The organism is Clostridium sp. UMB9555A, assembly GCF_030222355.1.
Classification (GTDB): domain Bacteria; phylum Bacillota; class Clostridia; order Clostridiales; family Clostridiaceae; genus Sarcina; species Sarcina perfringens.
In genome coordinates this window covers 20,511-38,914 of the sequence record NZ_JASORQ010000011.1, presented here as the reverse complement: position 1 = coordinate 38,914, position 18,404 = coordinate 20,511, and the positions used below count along the sequence as shown (strand labels likewise).

General features: G+C 28.8%; 18 protein-coding genes and 3 pseudogenes. All 21 read right to left on the bottom strand.

Annotated features, from left to right (window positions below):
- Positions 1-995 (bottom strand): annotated as a pseudogene (locus QP548_RS15735) (TcpH); the annotation flags it as partial.
- A 102-nt stretch (positions 996-1,097) separates the two neighbouring features.
- Entirely contained in the window at positions 1,098-2,102 is a 1,005-nt protein-coding gene (locus tag QP548_RS15730; RefSeq protein WP_061429508.1) for a glucosaminidase domain-containing protein, read from the bottom strand.
- Entirely contained in the window at positions 2,102-2,509 is a 408-nt protein-coding gene (locus QP548_RS15725) for an ATP-binding protein (protein ID WP_061429507.1), read from the bottom strand. The genes QP548_RS15730 and QP548_RS15725 overlap by 1 nt, the downstream gene beginning before the upstream one ends.
- A 94-nt stretch (positions 2,510-2,603) precedes the next feature.
- Positions 2,604-4,535, bottom strand: a complete 1,932-nt coding sequence (gene ltrA / locus QP548_RS15720; protein WP_061429506.1) for a group II intron reverse transcriptase/maturase — start codon at positions 4,533-4,535, stop codon at positions 2,604-2,606.
- A 324-nt stretch (positions 4,536-4,859) separates the two neighbouring features.
- Entirely contained in the window at positions 4,860-4,988 is a 129-nt protein-coding gene (locus QP548_RS15715) for a hypothetical protein (protein WP_003470023.1), read from the bottom strand.
- A gap of 221 nt (positions 4,989-5,209) precedes the next feature.
- Positions 5,210-7,375: an ATP-binding protein gene (locus tag QP548_RS15710; protein ID WP_061429505.1), complete on the bottom strand. Its 2,166-nt coding sequence runs from the start codon at positions 7,373-7,375 to the stop codon at positions 5,210-5,212.
- A 51-nt stretch (positions 7,376-7,426) separates the two neighbouring features.
- Positions 7,427-7,594 (bottom strand): hypothetical protein, encoded by a 168-nt coding sequence (locus QP548_RS15705; protein ID WP_170869520.1) that lies wholly within the window; start codon positions 7,592-7,594, stop codon positions 7,427-7,429.
- Positions 7,595-7,651: 57 nt separating this feature from the next.
- The gene (locus QP548_RS15700) at positions 7,652-8,020 is read right to left on the bottom strand and encodes a TcpE family conjugal transfer membrane protein (RefSeq protein WP_061429504.1); all 369 of its coding nucleotides are present in this window, start codon (positions 8,018-8,020) and stop codon (positions 7,652-7,654) included.
- A gap of 11 nt (positions 8,021-8,031) precedes the next feature.
- Positions 8,032-8,379 (bottom strand): conjugal transfer membrane protein TcpD, encoded by a 348-nt coding sequence (gene tcpD, locus QP548_RS15695; protein WP_061429503.1) that lies wholly within the window; start codon positions 8,377-8,379, stop codon positions 8,032-8,034.
- Between the two features lie 11 nt (positions 8,380-8,390).
- Positions 8,391-9,470, bottom strand: coding sequence for a conjugal transfer protein (locus QP548_RS15690; protein WP_061429502.1), 1,080 nt, complete (start codon positions 9,468-9,470; stop codon positions 8,391-8,393).
- A gap of 96 nt (positions 9,471-9,566) precedes the next feature.
- Entirely contained in the window at positions 9,567-11,165 is a 1,599-nt protein-coding gene (locus QP548_RS15685) for an FtsK/SpoIIIE domain-containing protein (protein WP_236907378.1), read from the bottom strand.
- Between the two features lie 54 nt (positions 11,166-11,219).
- Complete coding sequence (gene tcpM, locus QP548_RS15680; protein ID WP_061429500.1) at positions 11,220-12,020, bottom strand: MobM family relaxase TcpM; 801 nt, start codon at positions 12,018-12,020, stop codon at positions 11,220-11,222.
- 355 nt (positions 12,021-12,375) lie between these two features.
- Entirely contained in the window at positions 12,376-12,687 is a 312-nt protein-coding gene (locus QP548_RS15675; RefSeq protein ID WP_003465044.1) for a hypothetical protein, read from the bottom strand.
- The gene (locus tag QP548_RS15670; protein ID WP_061429499.1) at positions 12,688-12,972 is read right to left on the bottom strand and encodes a hypothetical protein; all 285 of its coding nucleotides are present in this window, start codon (positions 12,970-12,972) and stop codon (positions 12,688-12,690) included.
- Between the two features lie 25 nt (positions 12,973-12,997).
- Positions 12,998-13,715, bottom strand: a pseudogene (locus tag QP548_RS15665) (DNA adenine methylase).
- A gap of 63 nt (positions 13,716-13,778) precedes the next feature.
- Complete coding sequence (locus QP548_RS15660; protein WP_003479720.1) at positions 13,779-13,997, bottom strand: DUF4236 domain-containing protein; 219 nt, start codon at positions 13,995-13,997, stop codon at positions 13,779-13,781.
- Positions 13,998-14,000: 3 nt separating this feature from the next.
- Positions 14,001-14,303 (bottom strand): annotated as a pseudogene (locus tag QP548_RS17040) (hypothetical protein).
- Between the two features lie 10 nt (positions 14,304-14,313).
- The gene (locus tag QP548_RS15650; protein WP_061429498.1) at positions 14,314-14,958 is read right to left on the bottom strand and encodes a class D sortase; all 645 of its coding nucleotides are present in this window, start codon (positions 14,956-14,958) and stop codon (positions 14,314-14,316) included.
- A gap of 390 nt (positions 14,959-15,348) precedes the next feature.
- Positions 15,349-15,606 (bottom strand): hypothetical protein, encoded by a 258-nt coding sequence (locus QP548_RS15645; protein ID WP_003448999.1) that lies wholly within the window; start codon positions 15,604-15,606, stop codon positions 15,349-15,351.
- A 15-nt stretch (positions 15,607-15,621) separates the two neighbouring features.
- Positions 15,622-15,750, bottom strand: a complete 129-nt coding sequence (locus tag QP548_RS15640) for a hypothetical protein (RefSeq protein ID WP_003449039.1) — start codon at positions 15,748-15,750, stop codon at positions 15,622-15,624.
- A gap of 70 nt (positions 15,751-15,820) precedes the next feature.
- On the bottom strand, positions 15,821-18,187 hold the full coding sequence (locus QP548_RS15635; protein WP_061429496.1) for a SpaA isopeptide-forming pilin-related protein: 2,367 nt from the start codon (positions 18,185-18,187) through the stop codon (positions 15,821-15,823).
- Positions 18,188-18,404: the final 217 nt, after the last annotated feature.

Below are 18,404 nucleotides of genomic sequence, written 5' to 3'. Positions count from 1 at the left end.
GCTATTAAAATAATCATCTTTATTAAAGTTATTACGAATAATACACATACAGATACTAACTTAGTATTTATGCCATTTTTTGAAAATAACTCCTTATTAAAATTTTCATTTATTGACTCTAAAGCTTTTTCTCTTTCATCACTACCATAAGGTTCCGATAATATTTCTTTAGAATATTCCATTGCCTCATTATTAATTGTATTGCTAGGTTTATCTTTTTCATATAATGGTACTTTCCCATCGAATTCTAGCATTACCCAAGGTTGTTGAACGAAATTCCCCCATAAGGTGCCTACAACAGTTTTAGAATAATCTTCTAAGGAACCCTCATTGTTATCTTTACCATTTATAGCAACTATGGCACTAGTTCCTATTGTCTTAGAGAACTCAGTTGTTTTAGATAAGAAAGCAACTGCTCCATTACTTAAAAAAGCTGTTGTTGCATATATTATGGCTACTGCAAGTATTTGTGATCCTATGGCACTAAAATTCTTTTTATATAGATTATAAACTATTGAAAACAATGAAATCATAAATACTATCATAAAGAAATTGTTGAAAATCCCATTATTTAGAGAACCTAGTACACTATTTAATTGATTTGCAAAGCCTGCAGCTATATCATTTGTAAAGCAAAATCTAAATATATTTACTCCAAACCAACTAATCATTACTATTCCGCTAAATACTATATTAGTTAATCCTGTTATAGCCTTATCTATAAGCTCCCAACCATGAGTATCTATAATATCTAAGGCATAGTTATTTCTATACTTTTCAGAAATAAACATTCCCCATCCTTCAGGAATGTTTTTATAAGGATCATCACTATTACCATAGCTTAAAAATCCATCTGCATAAGCTATTTTAGTTAAACAATTATAAGCTATAACAATAGTTGCAATTATAACTATGGCTTTTAATATATTTTTATAAGTTAATTTATTTTTCAAATACAGAAATTTACTATATATATTAATCTTCACATTCTCCATTTCACACCTCCGATTAATGTTCGTAAATTTATAAAAAAGTACCTGGATATTTTTAAAAATATTGATAATTATCCAGGTACTTTTCTTCTTAAAACCGAATTTTTATTCTACGACTCTTCTTACATTTCCGTTAAAATATCTGCTCCAATAAGCCCTATTTAAGTCTCCAATACTTACACCTTGAGTTGAACTATCATTTAGGAATTTTCCATTTCCAAGGTAGATTCCGATATGGCCGTTCCTTCCAGCTGTATCGAAGAATATTAAGTCTCCACGCTTCATTTCACTTGCAGGTACAGGTTTACCCATGTTTATTAAGGACCATGTGGTTACACTTTCTCTTGGTCCTAAAGTTATTCCTGCAGATGCATAACAATAATGTACTAAGGAACTACAATCAAATCGTCCTGCATCAACGTCAGATTGGTTACGACCTCCTCCCCAAACATATGGAGATTTGCAAACCCATTTCATTCCAGCTTCTATTGCTTTTTCTATAACATCATTCCCTACAACATTTCCGTTCATGTCGTAAATATTTAGTCCAAAATCATTTATTACCTGGATTAATTGGTTTGCATAGTTTGGATCTGTTGCATACCCCGCTTTTTGTATACATTGAGCTTGCTCTATATAGTTAGTTGCGTCCAGGACTCCATTTTCTTTATATCTAGAATTTTCTACAAAGAATTTACCATGATCTATTACAGATTCATTCCAACTTTCGTAAACTCTCCACCTTGCTATAATAGTTATTATTCCACCATTAACATGCTCCTGAGTTGGCATTTCTAAGACTTTCCCCTTCCATCCGGAGTCAGCTTTTATACCAAATAAATTATTAGCTTTTATGGCCAACCCAGATTTTCCCCAACCACTTTCTAATATAGCTTGTGCCATGGTTATTGATGGAAATATTCCTGTTTCTTCATAGGATTGCTTCGCTCCGGAAACAATCTGACTTATAAAATTAAGCTGCTCTTCCGTTAAATTAGGATTAGGATTTACTGGGGTTGGCTGCTCGCCACTTCCCCCTATAATTAAGAAAAAAAATAGAAGTGGAAATATCAAAGATATTATCCCACTCCATATAAAAAGCTTTTTCATTAAGAAACATCCTCATAGTTTAAGGTATCTTCTGGTGTTGTGCTAAAACACTCTATAAACTGTTCAAAAACAGCATCAAATTCTATTACTCCAACCCTTCCATCTAAGTCCTTGAAAACAGCTTGCCTATTTTCTAATTCCATAAGCATTTTAATATTTTCTTCAGTAACACTTTTATTCATAAATTCAAGCATTCTCTTTGCTTCATCTCTATTATTTGTTTTAAAACATAACTTGTATGTTATAGTATTTTTGATTTCTTCTGTTGGAATGTCAAGAACTGAATGCCCGTTAAATATACATCCAACATTTAAGGATCTTCCCTGTCTTGCTAAAAAGTCATATAATTTTCTACCTGCAGCAGAATTTTTCAATAGCGATAGGTAAATCTTTGATATTATCTCCAATTTTTCCCTCGCTCCACACCGTACGTGCGACTTTCACCGCATACGGCGTTCCATCAATTATATATTGAATTCATTTTTCTTAATCTTATTCTTGTTAGAAAAAACTTAGTTGATTATAAGTATAATCACTTTTAATTGAAATCTGGAAATTGTTTATTAATTTCCTTAATTCATTAACTTTTTTTAGTTGTTTATTTGACAATGATAATTTGATGATTTTTTCTTTAATCTTGCACAAATCAGTCATGTGAATTAATTCATGAATATTTTTAGTTACTAAAATTAGATTCTTATATGAATCATCTTTAGTTATAGACCATAATCGTTTGTGATGACAATGCATGTCATCAAGAAACATTTCAACTCCCGTTATTGCACATTTACCTTTTTGTGATACGAATAATGATATTCGATTATCATTATATTCTACACTTGCTCGCTCATTTATTACTGGATGTTCTCGTAGCCATTGTAATTTCCATTCTGGAACAACTTCTTGTTCCTTATGTAAATGAATTCTACCTTCAGGTGTATATTTATTTTTGCAGTGTTGCTTAAGTTTTGGTTTCCATGTTCTAATATATCCTAATGGTAATATGGGGTAATCAAATAAATATCTTATCTGTTTTGATTTAATATACTTTTTGATTCCTTTATCATTACCTTTGTAAACTCCTATCTTAGTCAAGCCTTTGGTCTTAAAGTAATTATAAAAACTGAGCATTACTTGATAATTGATAGGTTTAAAGTCATTGTTTACATGCGTAGCTTTATTGTAGTAGTTGTGAATTCCTATTATCATACTATTGTATTTTTGAATTTCTACAATTGCTTTTATCTTATTGTCGGCGTTACGAATCCTTTTTATTTGCTCTTTAAGGTTATTTTTTATTTTCTTTTTTGCTTTTTGAGTAATATGAGAATAACAAACTTTTTTCTTGCCTTTTTTTACTAGTCTAAGTGTAAATCCTAAAAATTCACTATTTTCTTTTTCTAAATTTGTAATTTTCGATTTTTCTTCAGAAATTTGTAGTTTTAATCTTTCCGATAGCCACATTTTAATTGCATAAAATATTTTCATGGCATCTCTTTTATTCTTACAAAACACTTTAAAATCATCACAATATCTAACTATATACATTTCTTTTAATTTCGATTTTTTTCGTAGCTTATTAAAGCTATTGCTTTTATCGAGATAACCTTTTTTGTTATATGAAGGTTTCATCTCTCGACAAGTTCGTTCTTCCCACTGTTTGGCTATCCACCAATCAAACTCATTTAGTACTACATTTGCCAATAATGGGCTAAGTATTCCACCTTGTGGAGTTCCTTTGGTTGGTATTCTAATATCCCCATTACTCATCACAATAGGTGCTTTTAACATTCTTCTTATAATAACCAAAAGAGCTTTATCTCTTATTCCTATTGACCATAACTGCCTCATTAATTTGACGTGGTTTACATTATCAAAGAATCCTTTTATATCAATATCTACTACATAAGACATGTGGCTTTGATTCATTCTATACATACACATTGTAATCGCATTTTCACATGACCTTATTGGTCTGAATCCATAACTATGTTTATAAAATTTCGCTTCACAAATTGGTTCTAATACTTGCAATATACATTGTTGCACAATCCTATCCCACATAGAAGGGATACCTAATGGTCTTGTTTTTCCGTCATTTTTAGGAATATCCACACGCTTTACCTTTCTAGGTTTATATCGCTTGAATCTTTTCCTAACAATATTTATGAATATATCTTGTGGTAGATTTTCTATTTTCTTAATAGTTACACCATCTATACCCGGAGTAATACTTCCGCTATTTCGCTTAATTGTTCTATATGCAAGCTTAATATTATCTGTTGATGTAATAATATCCATTAAATTTTTAAAGCAGTTTCCTGCCTTACTTTTTGCATATAGTTCATCAAATATTTCTGTCATTCCATAGTATTCTGCATAACGTAATTTGTTATCTTTTAATAAAATTTCTTCTCTAACAATTTTTTTCATGGTTTATCACTCCTCTCATAAGATTCGTGACCTTTTGAGTCTTACTAGAATCCATGGTGGTGATTAAGTTTCTTTCAATAAATAATTGACTTGTGGCTATTCCTCCAATTTCATTACAAAATCTTCATCAGTCATGCCACTACTCTCACTAAAGATTATGAAAGGTTATGTATTCCCTTTCTTCGCTTCATAGGTGTGTATCCTCCACGTCTTTAGTTTTCGACGTTCCCTTAACTTTATCAATACTAGAACTTAGGTGCTGACTTTACCCCATTGGCTTATCATATGCCTATAACATATCAAGGATTTTCATGGGTTCTATTCTTACTCATCCTCAAACCAATTAACATACATTTCTATACTTATCGCTTTGGAGCGTACCTTCGCCAGTTCGTCAGTTCCTATTGGAACATTCTCACCATATTCTGTTTTTAATGACTCCCGGCATATCAACTACATATTCTACCTCTAGAACACTTTCGTTAGATAACATTTTATTATCTGCTACGGTAATTTTCTGCCGACTTCACCGAGCTTCACACAATAACTTTCACACAAAGTTACTGCATGTCGGAGTATTAGAGAAAGCGTTTCAAGGCGTTACCCTATCATTCCACTTTTCAAGTTAAGAGTTCTCCATTCTCTTATATTTAGAATGTGCATAGTCTTTTCAACTATGAACGTCTCGCACAAAACCAACTTTCGTCAAAAAGTATTAAGTCGAAGGTATTTCTTTTTTTCATAGCAAATTTCTTCGTAAAACTTCCCATAAGCATCATTAAACAAGAACTTAATTTTTCTTCTTCAGAGTATTCTTCTTTCTTTGTACCTTGATCTGGAATTGTTAGATTATCTATTTGAAGAATATTTAGTCTATTGTCTAGATTAATAGCTTTTTCAGTACCATCTCCAAAAATAAGTTTAGATAAACCTACATCCTTTGATGCATTTAGTTTTCTTACCAAACGCTCTGCTTCTTTTTTATAGGCATCACTATCTGATACATCGTTAATCATTTCGATTAGTCGTTTCATTGAAGGTCTTTTTTCATCCTTCATTTTATTTAGAGTTTCTTTTAAAATTATCTTTTCTTCTTCATTTGTGTTTGCAATCTCAACTATTATGTTAAAAGCTAGGTCACAAGCTTCATCTATATTATCATTGTAAAGGTTAAATGGATCTAGTTTACCCTTATCTTCATCGTTAGGTGTTAATCTAACTATACTTATTAAATCTCCCATGAAATCTAGTTTATCAGCCCAATGTGACCTTTCACTTTTAGGATCAAAAATTAGTGCGGAGCTACCGAAAAGAACATGTAAAACTACAATTAGGTTAGCATTAAAAGATTTTCCACCACCTAAGTTCCCATATATGCCCATAGCAGGTGATTTATTTAACTTTGTAGCTCTTCCCATGTATAAATAAACCTTTCTATTACCATTTACTGTGTAGCCTATATAGGCTCCTACACTATCTCCTAAATGGTCACTAGCTCCGAATACTCCCCCCGCTAATGTTTCCATTGGAACTAGCTGTACGAAATCTCTATTATAATTAGAGTTAGCAGGTATAAAATCTAAGAAAATTCTATACTGATCTGTATATGGATTTATAAGCTCAAATTTTAATGATTTATTGAAATATTCCATAAGGACTTTTGTATTATTTCTAACTATTTTCTCCTTTGTGGAAGCTAAACAAATACTTATACTTGTTTCTATTATATGTTTATTTCTCTTTACTTCCTTTTCTAACGACTCTGCGGCCGCCTTCGCTTCGTATTCTTCATCGGATGGTATATGTCCTCCTTGAAGTGCTTCATTTACCTGTGCATTTATCTTAGCAGCTTTATTTTTTATCTTACTTTTACTTTCTTCCGCAGAAAACTTCTTTATGTGGATGCAGATCTCTGCACCAATATTCATATCCTGGATTAACTTTATATACTCAACGCCTGGAAACTCCATACTTGGAATATTGTTTATGGCCAAGAAAGTCTGATAACTTGTAAATCCATCATTTTGTATTTTTAATATTTTATCCCCTTGCTCTATAAGACCAGTAACCCTATTTTTATAGGCATTTCTTAAAGGAATAATAACTTTTTCTTCATCTTGCTCTACTTCTAAGAAATTATCACTACACTTAACAAGCTCATCCGCTGATTGATGACCACGTTTAGTAACCCTGGCACTTAAACTATCTATTTCACTTTTTCTTAAAGGGCGTATATCAAATCTCATAGATTGTATTTCTAAAAATTCTGTAGACTTTTTCTTATAAATTCTAAAGTCTCTTTCAGATATAGTTTTCTGAGATATGCCTAAAAACTCATTTAAAGCCTTTTTAGGGCTTTTTATCATATACTCGAACATTTCCCCTCCTTTAGAAATAAAATCCTTGTTGTCGCCTTTTAGAAGGGAAATAAATATATATGTGTCATATTTTAATGTTTTATCTCCGGCAATAAACTCATTTTCTTCAGTAACAGGATTAAATATATATCTATCCTCAGCTCTTTCTTCTAAAATTTCTATAGTTTTCTCAGCCAAAATTGTTGAAACTTCTTTCAAAGGATCATTTTCCTGGATTTTATTTATCATAGGTCTTATGGATCTCTCACAATCCACTGCTCTTGGAATTAATAAAATCTGAGCTTCACTAGGTATTTCTTTTATAAGTTCGGTTAAACTATCTAATATCCTAATTTTTTCACTATTATTACAAGAACTATATTCAAATCCATTAAGTTTAAATCCTGCATAGCAGACTTTATTATTAAAAATCAAATTTTCCTTAACAAAATTTATAGGAAAATTAAATTTATTATTTTTCATCTTAAAATACTCCTTTCAAACTTGGAATAAAATAAAGAGAGTTAGTTTAAACTAACCCTCTTGTTTGGTTATATCACACCAATTTCGTCTCCATTTATCATATATTTTTTCTGCTTCCAAACTATCTATATTAAATCTTCTAGATAATCTTTTAATTGCGTCTAATTTGTTTATTGCAATAATCTCATCATCAAAAAAATCTTTAAATTTATTTTCCATAAAACCACCTCAAAATTATATATTTTCAATATAAAATTTTATGATTTTATAGTCAACCTAAAATCTTTCTATAAATCTAAAATTTTCTAAATTCTCTCGAATCTCAAATCTTTCTATTTTAGATTTCTTGATATTTTGAAACTGTATAAGTCTTAGTAAATACTTATGCAGTGATTTTCCATCTATTTTTTTATTTTTGGCTATATAGGCTATACCTAAAGGTAAAGCAACGTACTTATATATAAAATTTATGTGTATTCCAATTGTAGCATCTATAATAGCAATTATTATTAATGCCACAACAAAATAAAGTGAAGTTGTTATAGGAACTGGAAATGGTATTGTAGTATTTCCTAATCTATAAATTTTAATTTCAAAATTTTTAAGCTTATTATAACTTCTTAAAATTTTTCTATCTTCCTCCATAAAAATCACTCCTATAAACCTAATATAGATTGAACAAAGTCACCAAAAGACTTCATTAATTCTGGTTTAGCAATAATTACAATTACCAATCCACCTACAATTAGAACAACTGCTATACCTGCAACACTCTTTTTAACAAGCTCTTTTATTAAAAGAAATCCAACTACAACAAAGGATATAGGTAATAAAATATTGTTTATTACATTAGTTTTTATGGCTCCTCCATCTATACTAGCATATGCATAAGTGTTATAGGTTGTCATAAAAGCTAATAATGCCACAAAAAATCCTTGTATTCTGAACTTGTGTAATTTTATTCTCTCTGCTGCTTTCTCTTTTAAATTCTTAAAATTTTTCATAATAAATCCTCCTAATTATTGCTCTTATTATTTAAATCTATGTTTGAAGTTCTTGGCTCTAAAGTTTTAACTAAGAACTTGTCTCCTTCCTGAACTACAGTAAGGTTAAATCCTTGCTTTATTGCATTTCCAAAGGAATCTACATTTAAGTCTACAATTGCCAAGAATTCTTTATCGCTAAGCTTATAAATATTTATTCTATCAATTTTATTGAAAGAGAACTTTTGACCTGCTCCCTTAATATCTGCTCCATCAACTAAGAAGTAATCTATTTGTGTTTGATTTTGCTCGTAATACGCCTTAAAGAATTGAGATACACTATCTGTAATCTTTTTAGTTTTATCTGCATCATTTTCGCTAGTTCCTGAGAACTCTTTATTTTTAAAATAAGCTTTCTCTGGTGGAGCTGTCATTACTGGTAATGCATCCACGGACATATTCATATCTTTATCGAAAACTATAGGAACTTCTAAATAGTAATCAACTAAATTAGTATCATACTGAAGTTGGTCCTTTGGAGTTTCTTCTTGACCAGCTTTAGGTGTATAAACTCTAACTCTAGCTTTAACACTTACGTTGACTTGATTTTCAGAATATTTTTCAAAATAAAAAGCACTAGTATAAATGACATCTGAATAAGTTCCATTATTCATCTCATTTGCTAGTTGCTCTGTAGTGTACTTTGTTATTCTTCTTACAAAATCTTGAGTATCACTTGGATATCTAGAAAAATAATCCCAAGCAAATTCTTCAGCAAAAGAAAAGGCTTGAGTTTCAAGTGAACTTTGCTTCTCCATATTATTTAATATCTTTTCATTTTCTTTCTTCAAAGCTTCAGATTGATTACCTTTAAAGACTGAAACGCCACCCCTAAAACAAAGAATACCTATAAGAACCCATATAAAAGCTCTTGCTATTCTAAAAGGCATTACACTTACTAATTTTTTCTCCTTAACACCATTGACTTGCTTATCTAAATTAGCAACTGAATCCTCAAGATCCATGTTAGATTTATCTTTTTTTCTGAAGAAAGACTTTTTTTCTTTCTTCTCTTTTTTCGGCTTAGTATTTTCTTTATTTTTTCTAAACACAATCCTCACTCCAATCTTTAATTTAATCTAAAAATTTCAACTCTTTTTCTTCATCAATTTTATTTCTTTTAAAAAGCATATTTAATCCTCCTATATTTAAAAGTTACTATCATCCCAATCTTTACTTGATAGAATATCTGTTTTATTTTTAGATTTTAATTCTTTACTTACATCTTGCTTTTCTTGTTTTAAATCTTTATTTACATCTATTTCTTGTTTTATTTCATCAAAACTTTTATTCTCAACAACTGAAATATTTTCAACTGGAGCATCATCAATTATTAAATCATCATCTGAAGATTTGATTGAAATAAATTCATCTTGAGACTTTTGTCTTTCAACTTGCTCTGGCTTAAAATCTTTATCATCATTGAAATAATAAGCTTGAAACTCGATAGTATTTGCATCTACCTTAAATAAAAATCTACCTTTTATCTCTGGAAGCTTTTTAGCTTTATTATTTCCTAAAACTATTTCTGAAACTGGACCATCTGCAAATCTACCACATACTCTAACAGTAACGTTATTTTTAATCTGGCCATTCATAACATTAGCATCTGGTCTTTGTGCTCCTAAAACTAAATTTATACCTGATGCTCTAGCTGTTCTTGCCAGTGTAGCAATACAATAACTTATTTTTTCTAACTTAGCTTTAGTTTCTTTATCAACTCCTGAACTATCCATAAGTTGAGCCATCTCATCTATAAATACAACTTTTCTTTTTAAATGAGTTTTAAACTTCTTATTGTATTCTTTTAAGTTCTTAACTTTAGCTTCTCTAAATTTCTTTAGACGGTCTGTATTCTCAACTATTAAAGTTTCTAAAAGCTTTAAAGTTTCATCGACTTCGGTCATTACCCTACCGATTTTTTCATAGTCTAAACCGAACTCGACGCCAGCTTTAAAATCTATCATATACACATCTGCACCTTGACAATATACTTGCCACAAAAGACATCTCATAAGTACAGATTTCCCGGATCCAGTTTGACCAGCAACTAAAACGTGTGGTTGTTCATCTAAATCAATTTTTATTTCACTTGAAATACTCTTACCAAAATTTAATACGCCTTCCTCACGAATTAAATCATTACTCCATAAAAGCTTATCAGAAACTTTAACACTTCCCTCCAAAGCATTCATTTGAACTGTCTGTTTGTCTATACCTTGAATAATTTCAAAGATAGTTTTATTTAATCTAGACTCCATTAATCTAGCTTTAGGTTGCCAATCATCTAATGGAATATATGTTTTAAAAAAGTATTGGTCAATTCCAGTTAATTCATCATGTTTAATATTAATTAATTTAGGTGCATTACCTGAAATATCTATAAAGCCCATTTCTTCAAAAGCTTTCTTAAATTCTTCCTCAACCTTATCTCCTTTTCTATTAACAAAGGATATTATAGCCATATAAATTAAAGGAGCTATAAAGGTTGAAAAATATATTATTTTAAAATAAAATTTAGTGTCTACAAGAAAGTAATCACTTTTAATTCTTGCAACTATAGGAATTAAAAAACTTAAAAAGAAACCAATAAAAAGCTTTTTATTCTTCCATGATTTTTTAAAACCTAATCCAACTCTAAAAAAGAAAATTCTTAGAACATTTGCAATCTCATTTATAATTGCATTTGCTCCATTCTCTATTTCCTGATTAACTTTTTTCTCCCAATCACTACTCAAAAAAATCACTCCTTTCTAAAAAAAGCTAATAAAAATAAGAGCACTTATAAAAAGCACTCTTATTTAAACTTTAATTTTACTATTCAAATAAATCTTAGTAGTATCACTTCTAGTATGGCGTAACTTTATTCTAGTTTTATCTAAAGCCTCACTTCTTGGAGAATCATTTTCTAGTTCTTCTTTGTATGTTCTTTTAGCAAATCCCCTTCGCAGATCATGACACTTTATTCCCATTTTAGTAGCTTGTTCTTGTAAGTATCTCATGTGTGGAAATACTCTTTCATCTTCACTTTTAGTTTCAATAAACTCACTAATATTTTTAGATAAATATTTATTTTCAAGTTCAATAGAACAAAGTTTATTACCCTTAGCTTCTCTAAGATTAATAGTTATTAAGTTTTTATCAAAAGAAAAATCATCTTTCTTTAGAGCTGCAACTTCGTGAACACGAAGTCCCGACTCTAACATTAACTTATAAGCTAGTCTATAATTTTTCTTTCTAACCCGATTAACTTTTCTTTCAATATCAATTAAATTTTTCTCTGCAGTAGGTTTACGATTATTCTTCTTTTTATTTTTAATAATCTCTTTTAGTTCATCTTCGGAAGGAAAATCAACATCAAGATTATGCTCTTTTAAAAATCTAATAGCATTAACACCTGCAGACAATTTAGTTTTAAATTTAATTGAATTTAAGTTATCTAAAATTTTATCTTTAGTAATAACAGAAGTATCATCTAAAAGATTAAAATTTTCAAATATTTTATTAATAGCTGAGTTTCTATCTCTAATAGAATTTTTACTTAAAGAAGAATCAGAATAAATAATATTTTTCATTTCTTTTTTAAGATTATATATATTCATAAATGAAAATACTCCTATCTAAAATAATATAATAAGTAATAAATTACTTATTATATTATACAGTAAATAACTATACGTTATTTACTGTATAGACTATAGATATACATCTATAGTCTAAGAGTATAAAATTATCTATACAACATATACATATAAAAATATTAGTCGCAAATTAAAACACAATTTACTCCTAATACATTATATGTATATATTATAATACGATGTGCAACTAAATTACTATAAACCCTTATATAATCAATAATATAAGTGTGCAACTTTAATATATTTTAAAACGTTGAGGTTGCACACAAAGTTGCACAAGAAGTTGCACATAAGGTTGCACACATTTTTGAATTTTTTAATCTTCTAAAAGTAAATTTAAAGTATTGAATATTTCTACATTAATTGCTATTACATTTATAACTTTTTTTTCTACTTTTACCTTCTTTATAAATCTATTTTTAGAATAAACTTCTATCCATTTTAAACTTCTCCAAATTGATAATTTGCCATTAACTGAATCAAAGTTATCCTTCTCTAAAAGTTTCTTTACAATCTCATGATTTATATATAATTCTGATAAGTTGTTGTTATAGATTGCAAGGCCTTCTTTAAGAGCATACCTAACAACTTTTCTATACTCCAAAGCATATTTATTTAAATCTTTCACCTAATAAATTAACTCCTTCCGTTCACTTTCTACTTCATCCTCATTGTAATTTTCATCTTCAAAACTTTCAAGATTTTCATTGCTTTCTTGATTAATTTCTTCTATAACTTCATCTTTTTTATTTGAGTTTCTTATTTCATTTTTAACACAATTTCTTATGATTTTTGTATTCTTAGTTATTACTTCTTGGTGCTTTTTATTTAACCAATCTATATATTCTATACCTTGTAATTTTAATAAATCTTGTGCTAATTCTTTTAAATTTTTGTCTAACTTTGCAGCCATAATTTTATCTCCTTCCATATACTTTTTAGTAGTTTGTTATTATTAATTCTTTGTTTCTTTTTCTTCCTTCAGTTTGTCTTGAAACTGAATAATGTACTTCAACTTCTTTGATATTAAAATCTTTGTACCAGCTTCTAGTTTCTTCACAATCATTGATTGTTAAAATGAACTTTCCTTTGATATTTTTAAGAATATCTCTAAGTTTTAATTGCTCTTTTATTCCAAACTCTGCTTCATATCCGGCTGTACCATAGTACGGCGGATCTAAGAAAAATAATGTATATTCCCTATCATATTTTTCAATTATTTTTTGAAAATCTAAGTTTTCTATATAAGTGTTTTTTAATCTTTCTTGTAGCTCATCTAAGTTACAATCAAAGATTTTTTGTGATGGCAATGTATTAGTTCCATAACCATAATGATTACCTTGACCACCGAAACTTTGAGTTATAAGGTACATAAATCTTATAGCTCTTTGTATATCGGTTAAATGCTCCAAAGTAGCATTTTTATATTCATCGAATATACTCCTTCCGGATATCTCATAAGACAACAATCTTTTCATTTTCAATATCATTTATTACTTCAATCTTTGATTTTTCCTTTCCAAAATAAACCCACCCAGCTCCAAAGAATGGTTCTACATAACACACATGGTCTGGCATCATACTTATTATTTCTTTTCTTAATTTACTTTTACCACCTAGCCTTGTAATTGGTGGTTTTAACATTGATTTTTGCATAAAAAAATTCCTCCTTGAACATTATTTAAGTTCTTGGAGAACAACTCGTTTTATATGATTATTTTATTTGTTTAGACTGTTTAAAAAACTAAATATTTTCTTAAAACTAATATGTTTAGTAAATCGTAAAATACCTTTACCACCATATAAGTTTACTCCATTTTTATTTACAGAAACTCTCGCTCCTTTTTTACCTGTACTAAATCCCACACCACCTCCAGTTGATAAATTAACTTTAGAATTTTTACCAACTTTAAAAGACTTTCTTAAACTAAATCCCATATCTTATTTCTCCTTTTTTTTTAACTTTTCAAATATATTTTCTATATGATCTGCTTCAAATTCTATAATTGCAGCTAATAATTTATTCCTAGATTGTATGCCATATTGTTCTTTAAGAACCTTTGCATTATCATACATAAAGTCCATTATTTTATCATTGGCATCTTGAGTTATTATTACATTAATTCTCTCCTTTGACTCCTATGTTTTAGCAGTAAAAAGAACATCCTTTTCTAGTTCTTCTCTTATAGCTTCAACTTTTTTTCTAACTTCGCCTATCTTTCTAGTATTCTTATTCATGCACATTTATTTCCTCCTATTTTATTTTAAGTACCAAGTTAAAATTAACTAATTCTCCAGTTAAAATTAATCTTTGTTTAGCATGGTTAATACAAGTTATTAAAGTTATTTCTTTCTTGTCATTTAAAAAATTTATTTTGCTTGTGTCATTAGGCTCTACGATATATCGATTAGTTATTTTGTATTCAAGTTCCTTATTATCAGATATTATTTTTACTGTAGATTCTATTTTAAGCTTATGAAGGTTTCTAAATATAGATCCACGCATATTATTATGTGCAGCTAATATTACATTTCCTAATTCTCCAAAATCAGAGCTTGACCTGTACTTAGCCACTACATAATCTAGATTTTCTTCTCCTAAAACTATAGGAGCTTTAACTCCTATACTATCTATTTCTAATATCACAATCACATCATTTTTTTCAGCTTTATTTTTATTATTAGGTTGAGTAAAAGTATCTTTTATAGCTTCTTTTTTCTCTGTATTTTCAGTTGTTTCAGGAATACTATAATTTACTGAAGAATTACTATACATTTTTTCTTCGTATTTTTGAACTAAATCATCCTGGATTGACTTTGATTTAAAATCAATAAATAAAGCTACTCCTATTAACAATATTCCAATTATGATTAAGGTTATAAAGGCTTTTTTCATCATTTTAAACACACCCTATCACTGTAAAATAAGCTTTAATTAAATTTATTAAGCTAAAAAAAATTAAATATATATTTAACAGACCTAATAAAACTCTTAAAGCTATCAAAAATACTTTTATAAACTTCTTTTTAACTTCATACCTAGAAAATATGAATATTAAAAATATATTTAATATAAATAAGCCTATACTTTCTAATATCAGTATCTTTACACTCATTAATACCAAAGGAGAAGAAAGGCCTATAATAAAAATTCCCAATATAAATATCCCTAAAAACATCATCCTTGCCACAATCGGAATATAATTATCAAAACCTAATATAAGAAAAAAAAGTCCTAAAATACTTAAAAGAATTCCTATGAAAGTAAAAAAATTAATAAAAACCATTTTTAAACAGCTATGTTACTGAAATTAAAAAACTTAAAATATGTTTTTATATGATATTCAAAGTAATACTTCCTTAGGATCTTCTCAAGTTTATATTTATTTCTTATTCCACAAGATCTTAGATACTCTTTCGATAATCTTTGTAGTTTTGAAATTAAATATTTTCTGTATTCTAGGTCCTTTTTATTTAATTTTCTATTTGATAAAGAACTAAATTCTAAATCTAATTTCTCTATTTCACATAATAAGGTTTCGCTCATTTTTCTCACTCCCTTTTATTGTTGAAAATTATGTTTTTTAAATAATATTTCAAGTTCTTCATCAGCTTTTTTAGCCACTTTAAACAAACTCATATACATAAAAGTATTTATAATAATCAATCCTAAAATAATAGTTATAACCATACATCTCATCTCCTTATTTTCTTATGTAAACTTAAGAGAGTACCTTATGGCACTCTCTTAACTAAAAAAATTATGATAATTTTCTTTTCTTTGAAAGTATTAATGCTCCTAAGCCTCCTGTTACTAATATAATTCCAAATGGAATTAATGCATTAACATCTAGGCTTGAACCAGTTTTAACAATTTCAAATTTAGTATTGTCTAAAGTACAGTTAACAACTTCTCCTTGTTTATTTACTGTAAACTCCTTTGTTTCCTTTGTTAACTCATATCCTTCTGGAGCTTTTAATTCTGAAATTTCATACTTTCCAGCTAGTAAATCAAGTTCATTTCCTTCATTCTTAGAAGTGAAAGTTATTTCTTTGCCTTTATCTAAACCTTCAGTACAAACTAATTTTATTTCTGCTCCATCTAAACCTTCACCAGTTTTAGAATCTACTTTCTTGAATATTAGCTTACCAGTAGTTTTAGAATCTTTAACATCACATTTAACAACTTGGCCTTCTTTTGTTATTTCAAATTTTCCTACTTCTTTGTTAAGCTCATATCCCTTTGGTGCTTGTGTTTCCACAAATTCGTATTTCCCAGCTTTTAAAGTAAATTCTTGTTCCTTATCTGTTGATACGAACTCGAATGATTTTCCTTTGTCTAAGCCTTCTGTACAAGTTATTTTTATCTTAGCTCCTGGTACTTCTTTACCTGTTGCTACGTCAACTTTTTTGATTAGTAACTTACCAGTTGTTGCTTTATCAGTTAAATCTAATTTAGTTACTTCATCAGCCTTAACTTCTACATTTACTGGATTTACTAGATTATATCCTTTAGGAGCATTAACTTCTTTAAGAACATAATTCCCTTCTTTAAGATCACTAAATACAACTTTTCCATCTTTATTAGATTTTTGAGTTGCTATAACTTTTCCATTAGTATCTTCTAAGTTGAATTCTGCTCCTTCTAATAACTTACCATCATCAGCTTTTTTAATAATTTCTATAGAACCATTTTTCTTAGTATTAGCAACTGTTAACTTAACTGTTTCCATATGTTTAGTTATTGATACTGGGTATTCTTTTCCGTTTAATGTATATTTGTCAGGAGCTTTAATCTCTTTAATAACATAGTTTGCAAAAGGTAATACTCCTGTTTCAGCTATACCATCATCACCACTTGTTATTGTTGCTACTTTTTCTCCATTATCATTTTTAACTTCAAACTCTGCACCTTTTAATGGTTTTTGAGTTTCTCCATCTATTTTTAAAATTTGAATTTTCCCTTTAATTTGAGTATCAACCATTTCAACTGTAGATACTTTATTAGGTTTTACAGTAACATTAACAGGATTAGTTATTAAATAGCCCGTAGGAGCCTCAGTTTCCTCTAGAATGTAATCTGCAGGTTTAATATCATTAAATACCGCTTTCCCATTCTCAGAAGCCGTTTCAGCGATTTTAGAGCCATCTGTGCTTTTTAATACAAATTTAGCCCCAGTTAAAAGCTTACCATCATCTCCCTTTTTAATAACTTGTACTGCTCCATTTAAACCAGTCCAAGAAACTACTATATCATCTTTTCCCATAGAGTGAGTATCTAAAGATGATACTGCCATATCTTGTATCCCTTCTTTAGGAGTCATATATCCTAACATTGCTGGTATATCAACCTTTGCTTTTACACTTACCTTTAAATCTCCTGTTTCTGAATCTATAGGAATATATACTCTAAAGCTTTCATTTGCCTTATATCCTGAATCTTTAACATTTCCATCCATATCCTTTATTACTATATCTTTTTCTAATTCAGGATTTCTTACACTCTTTATAGCTACATTTACGTCACTTAAAGTATAGTTAGATTTTATTTTTATTGGTTCACTAACAAAGTAATCGCCTTCTTGATGTGCAATTATGTCATTTGGTGATACCTCAAAAAAAGTAGGCATTTCTCTATTATTAGCCTTATCTACTAAAAAATCTATTACTGGTTTTAATTTATCTAAAGAACCTGTACCATCTTGAAGTCTTGTTCTATCAATTCCCCTACTTATACCAGCTTCTTTCTGATATGACCAAATAGCTAATTGAGTACAATATCTATATTCATCAGCTGATATTCCCCAATCTGAACCGTCTTTTGCAGGATATCCCCAATAAAGAATTGTCTCAATACCACCATCAACTTGCATTTCTTTTGTATAATCTTGTCCGGTTGGATTCAGCGCACCTGTATTTAAACAATAGCAAGTTGTTAAATCTCCTGGAACATAATATCTATGGTTTCCTATAGGAAGAACCTTTCCCCAAGTTGGTGAATTATAGTTTAAATAACTATCTGCATCTGTAGAAGTTATCTCTACCGCAAACACCTTAATATTAGTCAATAAAAATGTAAAAATTAAAGTTACCGTTGTAATTAATTTGAATCTTTTTGTTTTACTCACTTTCTTTCTCCTCCATATTATTAATTTTTTTATTTTGATAAATTAATTTAAGATGTATCAAAATACTTCAATCTCTTTTCTCCTTTCTAAAAAATTTGTATTTAAAAACCTGCTAATAAAAATCAAGTGTTTTTTATTAGCAGGTTTATTGCTTAAGTATTTAATTTTTTACATGCCAAATAGACTAAATGAGTTTTCTCATTTAGCCTATTTCATA